The 14,666-nt window shown below is 44.0% G+C and carries 14 protein-coding genes and 1 pseudogene; 2 read left to right on the forward strand and 13 right to left on the reverse strand.

Translation table 11 applies throughout. The annotated features are described in order from the left end of the window. Nucleotides 1–14: 14 nt before the first annotated feature. The gene (locus tag ADJ74_RS01305) at nucleotides 15–1,457 is read right to left on the reverse strand and encodes an ATP-binding protein (RefSeq protein ID WP_050344151.1); all 1,443 of its coding nucleotides are present in this window, start codon (nucleotides 1,455–1,457) and stop codon (nucleotides 15–17) included. Nucleotides 1,458–1,524: 67 nt separating this feature from the next. Between ADJ74_RS01305 and mtnA the strand changes: the two are divergent. Continuing rightward, nucleotides 1,525–1,722, forward strand: a pseudogene (gene mtnA / locus ADJ74_RS10740) (S-methyl-5-thioribose-1-phosphate isomerase); the annotation flags it as partial. Nucleotides 1,723–1,784: 62 nt separating this feature from the next. Here mtnA and ADJ74_RS01310 read toward each other — a convergent pair. From ADJ74_RS01310 to ADJ74_RS01325, 4 genes are all read right to left on the reverse strand, one after another. Further along, nucleotides 1,785–2,513 (reverse strand): HI0074 family nucleotidyltransferase substrate-binding subunit, encoded by a 729-nt coding sequence (locus ADJ74_RS01310; protein ID WP_050341312.1) that lies wholly within the window; start codon nucleotides 2,511–2,513, stop codon nucleotides 1,785–1,787. A 142-nt stretch (nucleotides 2,514–2,655) separates the two neighbouring features. After that, on the reverse strand, nucleotides 2,656–3,630 hold the full coding sequence (locus ADJ74_RS01315) for an SDR family oxidoreductase (protein ID WP_050341314.1): 975 nt from the start codon (nucleotides 3,628–3,630) through the stop codon (nucleotides 2,656–2,658). 79 nt (nucleotides 3,631–3,709) lie between these two features. Further along, complete coding sequence (locus tag ADJ74_RS01320) at nucleotides 3,710–4,354, reverse strand: DUF4276 family protein (RefSeq protein WP_050341316.1); 645 nt, start codon at nucleotides 4,352–4,354, stop codon at nucleotides 3,710–3,712. Between the two features lie 11 nt (nucleotides 4,355–4,365). Further along, on the reverse strand, nucleotides 4,366–5,598 hold the full coding sequence (locus ADJ74_RS01325) for an AAA family ATPase (RefSeq protein ID WP_050341318.1): 1,233 nt from the start codon (nucleotides 5,596–5,598) through the stop codon (nucleotides 4,366–4,368). Between the two features lie 428 nt (nucleotides 5,599–6,026). Here ADJ74_RS01325 and ADJ74_RS11650 point away from each other — a divergent pair, with 428 nt between their 5' ends. Beyond that, nucleotides 6,027–6,344, forward strand: a complete 318-nt coding sequence (locus ADJ74_RS11650) for an ATP-binding protein (protein WP_071844277.1) — start codon at nucleotides 6,027–6,029, stop codon at nucleotides 6,342–6,344. A gap of 199 nt (nucleotides 6,345–6,543) precedes the next feature. Here ADJ74_RS11650 and ADJ74_RS01330 read toward each other — a convergent pair whose 3' ends face one another. From ADJ74_RS01330 to ADJ74_RS01360, 8 genes are all read right to left on the reverse strand, one after another. Next, a complete protein-coding gene (locus ADJ74_RS01330) occupies nucleotides 6,544–7,368 on the reverse strand; it encodes a macro domain-containing protein (protein ID WP_050341320.1) in 825 nt (274 codons plus the stop codon). Next, a complete protein-coding gene (locus ADJ74_RS10750; RefSeq protein WP_216594520.1) occupies nucleotides 7,361–7,960 on the reverse strand; it encodes a hypothetical protein in 600 nt (199 codons plus the stop codon). Before ADJ74_RS10750 ends, ADJ74_RS01330 begins: the two co-directional genes overlap by 8 nt. Nucleotides 7,961–8,298: 338 nt before the next feature. Next, nucleotides 8,299–9,615: a sugar phosphate nucleotidyltransferase gene (locus tag ADJ74_RS01335; RefSeq protein ID WP_050341322.1), complete on the reverse strand. Its 1,317-nt coding sequence runs from the start codon at nucleotides 9,613–9,615 to the stop codon at nucleotides 8,299–8,301. Nucleotides 9,616–9,685: 70 nt separating this feature from the next. After that, nucleotides 9,686–10,882, reverse strand: coding sequence for a DegT/DnrJ/EryC1/StrS aminotransferase family protein (locus ADJ74_RS01340; protein ID WP_050341324.1), 1,197 nt, complete (start codon nucleotides 10,880–10,882; stop codon nucleotides 9,686–9,688). A 26-nt stretch (nucleotides 10,883–10,908) separates the two neighbouring features. Next, nucleotides 10,909–11,412: a hypothetical protein gene (locus ADJ74_RS01345; protein WP_050341326.1), complete on the reverse strand. Its 504-nt coding sequence runs from the start codon at nucleotides 11,410–11,412 to the stop codon at nucleotides 10,909–10,911. Between the two features lie 23 nt (nucleotides 11,413–11,435). Further along, nucleotides 11,436–12,701: an HD domain-containing protein gene (locus ADJ74_RS01350; protein WP_050341328.1), complete on the reverse strand. Its 1,266-nt coding sequence runs from the start codon at nucleotides 12,699–12,701 to the stop codon at nucleotides 11,436–11,438. Between the two features lie 27 nt (nucleotides 12,702–12,728). Then, nucleotides 12,729–13,664: a GDP-L-fucose synthase gene (locus tag ADJ74_RS01355; RefSeq protein WP_071844278.1), complete on the reverse strand. Its 936-nt coding sequence runs from the start codon at nucleotides 13,662–13,664 to the stop codon at nucleotides 12,729–12,731. A gap of 24 nt (nucleotides 13,665–13,688) precedes the next feature. Beyond that, nucleotides 13,689–14,645: an NAD-dependent epimerase/dehydratase family protein gene (locus ADJ74_RS01360; RefSeq protein ID WP_050341330.1), complete on the reverse strand. Its 957-nt coding sequence runs from the start codon at nucleotides 14,643–14,645 to the stop codon at nucleotides 13,689–13,691. Nucleotides 14,646–14,666: the final 21 nt, after the last annotated feature.

Genomic DNA, 14,666 nt, shown 5'->3' on the forward strand with positions numbered 1-14,666 from the left:
TTCTTTTCTCTCGCCTATTCACTATAGTATAACTGTTTTGGACTCGTAGGCTTCTCTGGAATACTGAGCTTAATTAAGCCTCGTTTCACAAGCGGCGTTACGTGACGTTTAATGACATAGGTAACAGATGAGAGCCCTAAGAAATCACAAATTTCCCTCCTCGTTCGAGGCGTCTTACAGAATACGATAAGGCTATTTTCAAACTCATCAAATTGTGCTTTATTTTCTGTGGGCCTTCCTCCTTTGTATAGTTTCACCAGAAAGCTTCCACGATCATCAATAAATTCTGGCTCAGGCAAATCAGCCCGCGCCATCTCCCTGCGTATAGTAGGTATTCCAGAGTACCTGTTCTCCGTTATATGCAAAGATTCCAAAATAGATGTCAGTACTGGATTTCTAGTATCTGGCTGCACCTTTCCTAACTGATCAACACGAATTCGCCCATATAGACCTCCGGGGTTACGTATCTCCATACGATTCGAAAACATAAGAAGTTGTATGAATTGACCTTCCGTGTGAATACTGTAATCCCGATGCACTAAAGCATTTAGAACGGCTTCACGCACAGCCGTAATAGGATATTCAGGTTGATCCTCTCTACGCCCTGTATCAGGATCAATCACCGTTTTTACCCCCATATTCTTTTTTACAAACCGAATTGCTCCATCAAGCAAATCCGATATATTCCCTTCAATGCGCTGGTTATCTACAAAGCGCTCTCCAGATTCTCCCGTATCGCCCATCTCCATGCCTGGAACCACCACAGCCGTAATACAAAGTTGTGGGAAGTATGCTTGCGGATACGGGCTAAAAATCAATGCCGCACTAAGCGTTATTTCACCATCACGGCGAATACTCATGAGCTCGTAAATATCATCGTCCTGTATTTGAGACAAATTCGGTCTCCCGTTTTTTAGTTCCTTGACATAGCTTTCCAACAGATCTCGATTAAGAGCAGAAAAACTTACGCGATTGACCACACGAATATCATCTTGATACTTCTTACGATAAGCTTCATAACTATATATCTCGTACTCCGTCATCGGCTCATCACTATCACCGACACGAATATATGAAGATTTCAGGCGACCCTTCCCCTGGTAATGGCAAGGACGTTCTGCTAAATCAATCCCTGGAATCTCAGCCGATACAAACGTCTTTCCATCTTTCATCACAACAGTAAGTAAGGGGCGAACTTTAGGCTCCATCTGCAAGCATTGCTCATTGATCTTCTTCTGTATATCATGGGGGTCGTATACGCCAACCTCTTTATACCCTTCCTCCTCTGAAACGCCAAAAATAATGACACCGCCATCATCCTGATTCGAGAAGCTGGACAATGTATCATACAAACGTTTCGGACAAGAAGTTGCAGCACTTTTCAACTCCAGTGTCCGAGTTTCACATTTCATTTCTTGGACGAATTCCAGTTTCTCTAAAAGTTCTTCTTCTGTCATCTTGGGACTCCATACATTCCTATAATAGGACAACATCTTTCTTTGACCAAACATATCATGCCCCGCCACCGGCGCCGACATCCACATCGAACAACGTCCCGCCGCCGAAGTCACCGACATGTGGTACAAAGAGCGCATGACTGCAGACGGCGTGAAGGTCTATAACCCCGCATTCGACGTCACCGATCACGAGCTGATTACCGCAATTGTGACGGAGGAGTGTGTTATCACAGACTTCGTACGCGGTCTTACGCGTAAACAATAGAATTTTTCCAATATCAAAGCCCGTCAGCAAACGAAGCTGACGGCTTTATTGTCAGAAATTCTTTAGGTGGTTTTACTCTCGGTATCCCTCAGCCAATCATTCATCGTTCGATCAAAAGACTCCAACAAACCGATATACCTCTCTTTCACATCATGATAAATCTCCCGCGCCACATTTTCATCATATGTATGCGAGGACAGATTTCGCTTTTCCATCATCTCCAGCCACGCTTCCGCATTTGAAATCAGCCTCTGTTTCCACCCTTCACGGATGCAGCTGCGCGGACTGTTCGCCTCGATTCCGTCGTATTCCAGCACAGCCTTCATCAGTTTCCACGCAAGCTCAAAACAAAATTCAAACCGCCGAATCGTTGCATCCAAATACATATCATCTGAATCCGCATCTTTTTCAAGCGCAGCTTGCAGTCGCCCCAATGCACGGTGATAGTCTTCCCATTTCAGACGAATCCTCTCCACTGTCATAACACGTCTCCCCTCGTCAATGCAAAAAAGGAGCTTTCCCTCTGCATCAATTGCATCACGCAATTTTTTGCTCACTTGGTTATTATAAAGAACAATATCAAACGTATAGGGCAGCTTGCTCTGCTCAAATGCCCCCCATAGCACACCTCTCAGATCACGCCCACACCCGATTGCCAAATCAATATCAGATGTCTCACGATAATCCCCTCTAGCGCGCGACCCAAAAAGTTTGACCCAACGAATATCGTCACGATGCTCATCTAAGATATGATAGATCTGCTTCCATTGTCCACTGGTTAATCCATGCACACCTTATCACCTCAAACAATTGGTTTTCACAGTATATATTCTCTCCACAAAACGTTTTACCTTCTCCATGAAGATCTGCGCATGCAAAAAGGCAATATCGTATTCCACACTATCACTGAACACGATACTGCCTTTTTCATTCCTACAGATTCTCTTTATACCACTGGATCGCCTCTTTGATTCCCTTCTCGAAATCATACTCCGGCGCATAACCGAGGTTCTTACAGATCTTTGAGATGTCCGCTCCACTGTGACGGATATCGCCCTTGCGCTCAGGACCAAATACAGGCTTCAAATCCTTCTCGAACAGTGCACTGAGCACCGCATACATCTCATTGAGACTTGAACGCTTGCCCGCCGCGACGTTGTACGCCTGCCCTGCCACCTCATGCGGCGCGGCGCACGCAAGGAGATTCGCCTGCACGACATCCTCCACATAGACGAAGTCACGCGACTGCTCCCCATCGCCGTTGATTGTCGGCGGCTCATCACGCAGGAGGCACTCAATGAACTTCGGAATCACCGCCGCATATGCACCATTCGGATCCTGCCGACGCCCATAGACATTGAAGTACCGCATTCCATAGCAGTCCAGCCCATAGTGCATTGTATACTGATGCGCATACTCCTCCGCGACGAACTTCGTCACCGCATAGGTCGAGAGCCGCCGCCCGACAATCTCCTCGCGCTTCGGCATCGTCTCATCGTCACCGTAGACTGCCGCACTCGACGCATAGGTGAACTTCTTCACCCCGTTTTTCGCCGCCGCCTCCATCATATTGACCGTGCCAACAATATTCGTCAGCGTATAGTCCACCGGCTGCTCGATACTCTCGGGTACACTCACCGCCGCTGCCTGATGAAGCACATAATCTGCTCCCTCGCACACACGCATACAGAGCACCGCATCCCGAATATCGCCCTCCACGAACTCGAACTTCGGATTCCCCCGAAATCCCGCGATATTCTTCGCATATCCCGTCGACAGATTATCGAGCACGCGAACCCTATGCCCCATATTGAGCAGCGCTTCGGCTAGATTTGAGCCGATAAAGCCCGCGCCACCTGTGACAAGGAATAAACTGTTCTCCGGAAATACGATTGTACGATAGTTCATGATATTCTCCCGCTTTCCACGCCAAGATCACTGGAACATAGCAATATTCTCTCCACTCCTCCTTATCGGCAGAACACTTCTAAAACTGCATCTTCTTTAGTCCGTTACAAAATTCCTGAAAATTCGCAGAACAATTCTTATCCACGAGCATATGTCTCGAAATATTCTTTGCCACATCTGTTTTTTTATGCATCAACCCCAGTGAACGATGCTGTCGCAGAGCCCCCTCTCCATACACAGCGCGTATTAAAAGTTCCCACGTACCGCACTGAGAATCTTGAACATACGTATCTAAAATCTCTAAATTTATATCTGGATAGGCAGCAATCAAAGCCTCGCGATCTCCAAGCATCCAAGCTTCCAGTTCCTCAATTGCAATTCGAAACAAACACCGTGGCCGTTGTGGGCAAAAATCCAGAGTGCGGAGCAACATCTGCTTCAGTATTCGACAATCTGAATGATCATCCAAATCCACTAGAACAACAACCGTTAATTGATCATCTGTACGACGTCCATACGCTCGTAATTTCGCAGGCAAATTATGCAATAAACTCGGATTGGTCGGGTTTGGATTTGCAGCCATATCTTGTGGTAATTTGCCAATACCTCGGTGTTTATGTATTTTCCATGTATGCGGCTCGTTATATGCTCCAAGGATCTGCGGCATAATAGTGGAAAGCAGAGTCAGCTCAGATTGTCCCTCCACCAAAATCTCATAATGCATAAATTTCCTCTTCAGTCCAGATAGTCACTATACCATAATGCACCTAAAGGTTGACCTTCCGCTACCATTTCTTTTACATAAGGAATTTCACTAACACGTTGTATAGACGAAAATCCATTTTCTCCCTTTTTTAAAATCCACACTTCTTCCGGTTGCATTGCATCAACCAAGTAGGGTTGGTGGGTTGTAATAAAAATCTGAGAACCGTTCTTCCTCCCAGTAGCATGATCTCGCAATTCATTCACCAAAGCTGACACCAACTGATGATAGAGACCATTTTCAGGTTCCTCGATGCAAATAAATGGAGCCGGATTCGGATCGTAAATTAAAAGCAAATAACAAAGCATTTTTAATGTTCCATCCGACATCTGTCGTTGATTAAACGGTTTTGCGAAACCTTTATCCCTAAACAAAAGATAAAGATTATTTGTCACTTCATCTCGATATGGCTCAATTCTGCCAATTCCAGGAATCTTTTCTGAAATACTTTCCAGTATTTTTCGAAATGTTCGTTCGTGTTTCCGTGCCAAATACTGAACAAAATTTCCCACATTATCTGCATGCAAATTCAAATGTTCCTGCATCCCCGCCTGTGGAATCTGCCGTGCTGCATCAGGAGTAAAATAGCTTAAATACCAACTTCGTATAAAGCGCTTAAACTTCGCAATACGGGGATTTTCCTTTACTTGCTCTGCCAAAGATGCAATTGCCAGACGATGCGGGTCAAGTTCAACGTCCTTTCTTTCCAGATTGTCCCCCTCTACTGCCTCATCTCCGATCCAAACAGAGCCTTTTCCGTGATCTAGATATAAAAAGGATAGAGGTTTTCCCGTCTTATTGCTTTTAGGCCTTTGTCTTAGCCGTTCTGTTTTTACGATAGGAAGACCATCATCATCTACACGTCCAATAGAAACTTCATACGTAATCGGCCGATCGTTATGAGACTCGCGATAATATACGGTGATACTGATATTCTCAGACTCTTTTCCGGATGAGATTAGTTTATCAAAACCGCCTCTGCCACGTGCATTGCAAGCAGACTCAATATCTTTTTCCATACAATCTGCCAAAAAGCCAAATGCATCGAAAATAGAACTTTTCCCTGCTCCATTTTTTCCTATTACTACTGTCAAAGGTGTAAGCGCCTCAGCATCACGATACTCCGGTATTGTTCCAATCCTCCCCAAGGTAATGTCTCGTAATGCACAATAATTTTGAATGCGAATTCCTTCAATAAGGGCCATAATCCTTCTCCTGATAAAAATACAAACGAACCTTTCACTGTTCACTATGGGCAACGCCTAAAAACGGCGTTTTATTCGACGTGGAGGGAAGTTTCCCTGCCCGCAAGGCCATTGCGGCAAAAGCTATCCTGCTTACGACGCCGCACCGAGAACCTGGCGCCATCTCAAATTCGTCCAGATTGCTCGTATATCTAGAATGTGGCAAACTGAACCTAGACGTCCAAAACCCATAATCTGTCCACTATCAGGGAAGTATACGAGCACAAAGAACATTCGTTTCTTTTCGGCTATCCATATCAAACAGCGCGGAGCCTCATTTCCTTTATACTTTTACTAAAATTCGATAATTTTCACTTTTTTCCTGCAACAGCTCTAGGCTTATTTTACACTTTGATGCCATCGGTTGACGATGGAATGAAATACAAACCATGTCGCGAGTGCCGCTGGAAATCAATACGGCACTCGCGGCACACTACTGCTTACAAACGAACTTCTGCAATGCCAGGAGCGGCAACGAAAAAGGGACTCATGGAAACCCTCATCGACCAGCCCCTCTTGCCACTACCCAAGCATCCCTACGACGCAGATGCACGGAAGTCCGCCGCATATCCTCCCAGACGACCGGCCACGACCAGCACGAGAACCTCGTGCTGATGGGCAACCCCGGCACAGGCAAGACGCACTTGATGACGGCATTCAGCATAAACGCGCCTGCCTACTCGCTACAAGAAATGCAGCGCCCTTGACAAGCGAAATTGAACGGTGAATCTTACCGTCTGTCGAACCAGCAGCAACGTCTGAATATGTCTTAATGACTCAATGATTCATGATCACATGGCTCACTTTTTCTTGATCAAATGTGGCTCAAAAATTCGTGATCAAGCGGCTCACTTTTTCATTGACATTCACAATTGTATAATAGGTCGAGTCATTGAATCGTTATTTTCAGTCTGCACCAAATATATTATTCAAAGAAAAGCCTTCACACTTTTTGCATATAATATGTAACGTATATTGACTTTGCATTTTCTTTGGGCTTAATCTGTAAGAACTAATCATTATATCCAAAAGTTGTTGCTGAGTAAGTTCCATATCAAACCGCGTTATTTTAGATCCGAGAATCGTGATGTAAACATCATCTGTCCCATGATAAATATCTATCTGTTCCCAAAGTTTCTCAAGGCAACCTAAATAATCCTCATATGTCAAATAACCTCGTCCATTTTCATCCAATTTAGTAAATGCCATTAAAAGGAATTCACCATTAGGTACTAGCGTTCCTAATCCGTATCTTGTTTTCCCATTAAATGCTGATTTGCTCTCTGTAGGTTTTATTTTCGCAGCATCAATCAATTCTTGAATATTCAACATCGGAGATCTTCTCAAATACTGTCCACAAACAGAATTTTCCTTTACATCTTCAGGTCTATCGCCAATTTTAACCGTAAAGCACTCATCAAACGCGATTACTTTTTTACCACCAGTTATATTAAAAATATCTCCGTATTCGATTTTAATAGAAAAATTATGTCCTCTCACGGAAACCTTTCTCCGCTTTCCACGATAAACGCAATATAGAATATTCACTAGAAAAAAGATAAATGCGCCAACGATTAGTCGATTAACCATACAGCTCATGACGTCTGACCAATCAGCATAAACCTTAAATGATGAAAATGCTCCTTCCGGCACGAAAGTAAAAACTGCTGTAATTATTGCATATGCAAGAGAACTTCCCCTATTAAAGAAGATTTTTACAAATTTATTCATAGCCTAATTTTCTCTTTATAAATCCATAATTACCAATCTTCCTTCCTGCTTCATTTTTTATCCAAAACGGTCCTGCCAGAGGTGCATATTCACTCATATAATCAGGCAGCCAACAAGTTTTTTTATAGAGAGAATTATATACAACTATTATCTTCTTTTTCTTTTTCTTAGCTTGCTCAAATTCATGACGAAGATAAGAATAATCATTAATACATCCAACATCGTCAACTGCGGGACATGTATCGTATACTTTACACTGACACGGTCCATTGATATTCTGCTTATATGGTGTACAGAAACAATCTCGTTGACACTTTTTATTGCGCTCGCATTTACTCCCGGCCATTCGTTGAGCCGTTCTATCCCCAATCACAATAATAACATGCGAAGATACATTAATTTGTCGATTAAACTCCGCCTTCAAATCACAAATTCGACAATCCGACTTCTTTGAAACACTACCCGAATTAACTTTTGCAGTATCTACAAACTCAACTTTATGTAGAGCATCCTTTCCCCAAGCATTCAGAATATCAACCACCTGCCGATCACCACTATATTCAGCATAATCAGCACTAATATAAACTCTCATCGTTATTATTCTCCCATATAATCTTGAATTTTCTCCAAATATCTCCGTAGGCACAAGGTCTTCTCAGCTAGAAATTTTCATCCTTGAAATATCCCTCTTCACGGCATCGTCATTTTTTGTGATTCTTCGCTGTTTGATACGGGCAATTAAAGAAAGCATGTGTTCTTTTAGCTCATATACCTTTCTTCGCATAGACAAATTGTAGGATTTAGTGCGACTATGTATCAAGTATTTTTTGTAAACAAACTCAACCTTCGCATATCAAAAGCATTCATCACAGCTTGAAAAATATGGTTTTGTAGCTCTCCCCTGCCGTATGCTCATGAAAAATCCTCCCACTACGCCTTTCCCCACACAATCTTATCCTCCGCATCGATATCCTCGCCCGTCTGGATCTCCATCACTTTCAGCAGCGTTTCCGCGCGTATCGTATGGAACGATCCCCTCGGAATACGCACCGTCTGCCCCTCAGCAACAGCGAACTCATTGCCGTCGAGCTTCACCCAGCCACGGCCTTCGATTACCGTCCATGTCTCATCGCGCCGTTCATGCAAATGATAGGTAAGTGCACGTCCTGGACTCAGCGTGATCTTGATGGTGAGACTCTCCGTTTCTGCATCTATAATACGGAACTCCCCCCATGACTTTTCTGCATACATCACTGGCGTATGCAGCCGCTCTGCATAGGGCTTCATCGCACTGGAGCGTTCCTTATCCGAAATAAGAATGCCTTCAGGGCTTGCAGCGACCACAACATCCTTCAATCCCATGCAGAGGATCGGCATGGGGAGCGTATTTACGACATGAACATTCGTGCAAGCTTCATCGAGCGTAACGCGACCGATCGTATGCTCCGGCATCACCTCAGCGAGCGTATTCCATGTGCCTATATCAAGCCAAGTGCCACTGTAACGTTGAACTGCAATATTTTCCTCTTTCTCAACTACAGCATAATCAAAGCTGATCTTGGAAAGCTCTTCATAGCGGTTGAAAAGATCCTCGTAATCCGTATAATCCAGCAACTCACGAGCCTTATCAAGCGCATAGCCGAGCTTGAACGCAAAAACACCGCTGTTCCACAAAGCGCCCTGTTCGATGTATTCTGCAGCCTTCTCCTTATTCGGCTTCTCTTTGAACGACTGCACCATGCTCTGCGACTCTTGCGAAACAGGCATGATATAGCCATACTTCTCGCTCGGATACGTCGGCTCGATTCCCATCAAAATGAGATTCGCAGAACCTTCCCTCTCAGATTCCTGAAGTAACTGCACAACGGCACGAAAATATCCTTCATCAACATAAGGATCGGCAGGACAAATCGCCACAGCCTCATCGAGAGGAACACCGCGCACCTCATGCAAATAGGCGGAGACCAACGCTATCGCAGGAAACGTATCGCGCCGGCACGGCTCTACCGAAATGTTCACACCAGAACCAAGCTGACGGCGAATCAACGAGACTTGCTCGCGACCTGTCGCAACAGTGATGGGCGTATCCGGCGCAGCGCACTGCACTTGGCGGCAAACACGCTGAATCATCGATTCCAGCGTCCCATCCTCGCGTCTCAAGATGCGGAGAAATTGCTTGGAATAAAGATCATTGGAAAGCGGCCACAAGCGTTTGCCTGCTCCGCCAGAAAGTAAGACAATCTGCATATCTATCCTCGCTTTCATATGCTGAAATACGGGAAACCTTCACAGAGGTTTCCCGTATTCCTCATTTTATTTATCCCTTATCCTGCAAAAACTCTTTAATTGTCTCCACAATCTTATCCAGCTGCTCCCTGTTCAATCCATGATGACAGCCCACATAAAGACCATAATGATCCAACCACTGAGCAACAGGGTACTCTCCCTCGATATTACCAAACAACTTTTTATAAACCGGCTGATTCAGCAACGGAAGCATCGGACGAGTCTCAATATTGTTCTTCTCCAAGAAATGCGTAAACTCATCGCGCGTGAAAGGAGCGTCTTTCTTTATGACAATCGGATACATCATAAATGAGTGATCGACATAGTCTGGATATTCGGGAAGCTGCAGATACTTCTCTGTTCCCTGTAAACCCTCGCTGAGATAATGCGCGTTCTCCTTGCGCGTGTTCATGATATGATCGCGATTTTCCAGCTGGCCAAGCCCCAACGCGCCTTCCAGTTCCCCAATGCGGTAGCTATAGCCCATACGCACCATCATAAAGCGCTTGTCCATCTCGGTCTGCATCCGCAGCTTGCACACCTGTCTCGGATCAGATGCTAGGCAAGTCTCACAGGTACAGGCACGTCCATGCGCGATAAGTGAGCGAGAAATCTCCGTCAGCGTCAGATTATTTGTCGTGATAACGCCCCCGATGCCTGTGGTGATCGTATGCGCAACATAGGTGCTGAATGCAGCCATATCACCAAAGCTGCCGATCTTCTTATCTTTGTAGGTGGCAAAATGAGCTTCCGCACAGTCCTCCAAAATACGCAGACCATGCTTTTCTGCTACAGCCATGATCGCATCCATCTCACACGGCTGACCAAAGGTATGCACCGGAATGGCTGCAACGGTTTTCTCTGTAATGCGCTCCTCCATTTTAGAGGCGTCCATATTATAGGACAGCGGATCAACATCCACAAATACAGGTCTCAATCCTGCATGAATACAGGCATTCGATGTGGCGATAAACGTAATCGCCGGAACGAGAACCTCACTACCGTCTTCCCAACTGTACACTTCTTTCATTGCCTCTAGGCAAACGTGCAGAGCAGATGTTCCACTATTACAGGCAACGCCATACTTTTGGTCGTGAAGCCGCGCGAACTCTTTCTCAAACTTATGAACCATCTTCCCCTGCGAAAGACGCCCTGCATCCAATGCCTCATTGACATAGCGTTTCTCAGCATCACTGACATACGCATATCCTACGCCAATCTTTTCCATATTTGTGCTCTCCTTCTAAAATATGATTATGCAGAAAGATATCCTTGCTCAATCAAGACATCATATTCTTTCTCTAGCTCCTGAGAAGAAAATTTCTTCCCCTTTATTATCTTCACCTGTTTAATTACATCGTCTCGCGTAGCTGTACCATGCAACAAAGTAGTTGCTACATAATCAATCGTTGTCAATGCTTCAAGTTCCATAGGGGATTTATCGTAAAAAGCTTTACGCACCATATCGACGAGAGAAGCTTCTCCCGCTTCCAACGGCTCACTCATCGGTTCTTCCATAATAATTCGATGTGTCTGCCTGGATGTGTCAATTTCCAAACGGCCTTCATTTTCAAGGATATGGATTGCCTGATCAAGTCTTGAACTATACGGTCCAAAAAAATGAATAGAATATCTTAAATCCAACTGAACCCCTTTTCGCTCAATTAAATACATGATCTTCTGGAGCTTTTTCTTTCCTGTCTTTTTGTCCGCACATATATCTCCAATAAGGAGTGCATACTTATCAAGCAAGTTCATTGTAACCCCTCCTGCCTTATATACTATCTATTATGATTCCGCACAAAATCCCGCGCCGACTCAGCAATATCAGGATGTGCGTACAAACGCCTTATTCCAATTTTATTGGCAAGAGCCTTAATAATATATGATTCATCGGAAATAGACACACGCTTTCCCATTCGTTTATTTAATAAGACAACAGCTTTTTCATGCTCAACATCACATTGTACAGGTATTTTATGCGGCAGCTTATCAGAAGTATCTGCTATAAAGGACGTTTTTCCGAACTTTTCATAGAGAAGACTTTGCATAAGCTCATATAAATCCACAGAATCCCTCGTCGCATGTGTAGAGGTTTCATAAACACATGGATACACTCTTCTTTCTATGATAGAGGAGCAATATTGACTTTGTTTCATCTTCTTGCGACATTCTTGCAATACGCGTAGATCATCCCATCTCAAATAAGATTCAACATCTTGTGGATACATTCCTTTAGGCAAAATCTTCTCAAGCGCTTTTCCCAAAACAAAGTCAAAATAGCGTCTTGTTCGATGGAAATAAACTTCCGTAAACATAAAGTACCGTGCAAGCACAAATTCCTCAAAGACCTTAAGTCCACCATAATCTATTGCAAGTCTTGGAACATCATCCTTGACATCAATCGTCAGAGAACACAAAAGTCTATCGATATCATACTTCCCATAATTAACACCACAGTAAAGAGAATCACGTAAAAGATAATCCATCTTATCACAATCGAGTTCCCCATCCATAAAGCTTTTAAGGAAGGTGAACTCTGAGTTCTCACCAGGATTTCTTCCTCTGTAAATATCACAGATCAACTCTGGGGTGATATCACACTGCCCCGTTCTCGTTTTAAGCGTATCACCAATGGCACGAATATATCCAGCAATCTCCGTTTCTTTGATAATTTTCTCAGTAAAATCCTCATGCTCAATATTATCAGGGAAAACGGATTCTGACGCATGGGAAAATGGCGCATGTCCAATATCGTGTGTCAGAGCAATTAGTCGAAGAATCTGTTCATACCACTCTATTTTCTTCCGCGAAAATTTATACTCATTACCAGCATTTTCAACAGCCATATGAAAGGCTTTCGTCACCAAGTGCATCACACCAAGTGAATGACCAAAACGCGTATGCTCCGCACCATGAAACACAAGGTGCGTCATAGCAAGCTGCTTGATGTGACGGAGGCGCTGAAATGGCGCAGAATCGATAATCTTCTTCTCCAGCGGCCGTACCTCAATAAAGCCATGAACAGGATCCCGATATCGCTCCATATACTACACCACCTTCGCAAAAAACACTTACTTATCTACACAGTGATTTAAAAAATACTGATACGAACGTTCAAGCCCCTCACGCAACTCCACCTTATGCTGCCACCCAAGTTCATGAATATGGGTAGAATCCACAAGACGGCGAGGTGCTCCATCCGGCTTCTCCGTATCATATATCAGTTCTCCATTAAAACCAACAACGGATGCAATCTCCTCGGCCAGCTCCTTCATGGACACTTCCTCTCCGCTGCCGATATTGATATGCCCCTCTTCATCATAATTCTCCATAAGGAAAACACAAGCATCTGCAAGGTCATCCACATAGAGGAATTCACGCAAAGGGCTTCCCGTCCCCCAGAGAGCAACAGAATCCGCGCCTTCCAGTTTTGCCGTATGGAATTTACGAATCATCGCAGGGATAACATGTGACCCCTGCAAATCGAAGTTATCATTCTCACCGTAGATATTCGTTGGCATACAACTGATAAATGGATCATTGTATTGACGGTGGAAGAATTTCACCAATTCCATCGCCGAAATCTTCGCAATGGCATACCCCTCATTTGTCGGCTCGGGCTTACCGTCCAACAACGCATCCTCATGGATTGGCTGCTCGGCAAACTTCGGATAGATACAGGAACTCCCCAGAGCTAGGAGTTTTTTCACACCGACTTCATGTGCTGCATGAATGATGTTCGCATTGATCATTAGATTCACATACAAAAAATCTGCAGGAAACGTGTTGTTTGCCTGTATTCCGCCGACCTTCGCTGCGGCGATAAACACATAGTCCGGCTGTTCCTGTTCAAAAAAGTTCCTTGTTGCCTGCTGGTCTGTCAAGTCAAGCTCGCCATGTGTTCTCAAAAGCAAGTTGTTGTATCCACTCTTCTGCAGATGGCGCACAATGGAGAGACCAACCATCCCTGTATGGCCTGCGACATAGATCTTATCTGAGATCCTCACCTAATTCCCTCCTGTTGTTTTATTTTATGACACCTGTTTTCCTTTTTTCTGAAGTTCATCAAGATACCATGTATAGAAAGATTGGATTCCCTCCCGCAATGTATAACGGGGGTTCCACCCCTGCTTCTGCATATATGTTACCGACATGAGTCGATCATCGGCCTTTTCAGGCTTATCTGTCTGATAATGCAACGTCCCCGTATAACCGACAACTTCTTGAATAATATGCGCTAATTCATCCAGAGAAACCGCTTCCTTCGGGGCAATATTGACTGGTAAATTCTCATCATAGTTGACCATCATATAAATAAGTGCGTCCACCAAATCATCTAAATAGATAAATTGCCGAATACACTTCTTTCCCGTCCCCCATATGTCTAAATCAAGCTCTTTTACGCCTTCTTGCTTTGCTTGGTGCATTTTTTGCAATATTTCTTCGACCAGAGTGTTCTTGATACGAGAAATATTCTTCGTTCCATACACATGCGTGGGTAAAACGGAGATACATTTTCTCCCATCGATACCATGATATTGTTTGCACAATTCAAGCCCTACAATCTTGGCAACAGAATACGCCTCCATTCCGCCCTGTTGTATAGAGTCTATCGCTGCAGTTTCTTGAAATGGTGGAGAAGCATGGCTACCATAAACGGATCCACTGCCTACATAGAGCAATTTTTTTACATTATTCTTGACAGCAGAGTGAATCACATTAGCCTGCATAATAAGATTATTGTAGATGACCGCAGTTCTTTCATGCACAAAGTAATCAATACTGCCAAGTACCCCAGCACAATAAAATACATACTCCGGCTTCTCTTTTTTAAAAAAATCCCATACGCTCTTTTGGTTTAATAAGTCTAGAGAATCATGCGTTCTTAAAATTATGTTTTCATAACCATCCGATTGTAATTTTTTTGCCAATCCATAACCAATTTGACCAGTATGTCCGGCTATATAGATTCTACTATCCTTGTTCATAAACAGCTCCTAGTCAGCAAC

Source organism: Selenomonas sp. oral taxon 478 (assembly GCF_001189555.1).
Taxonomy (GTDB): domain Bacteria; phylum Bacillota; class Negativicutes; order Selenomonadales; family Selenomonadaceae; genus Centipeda; species Centipeda felix.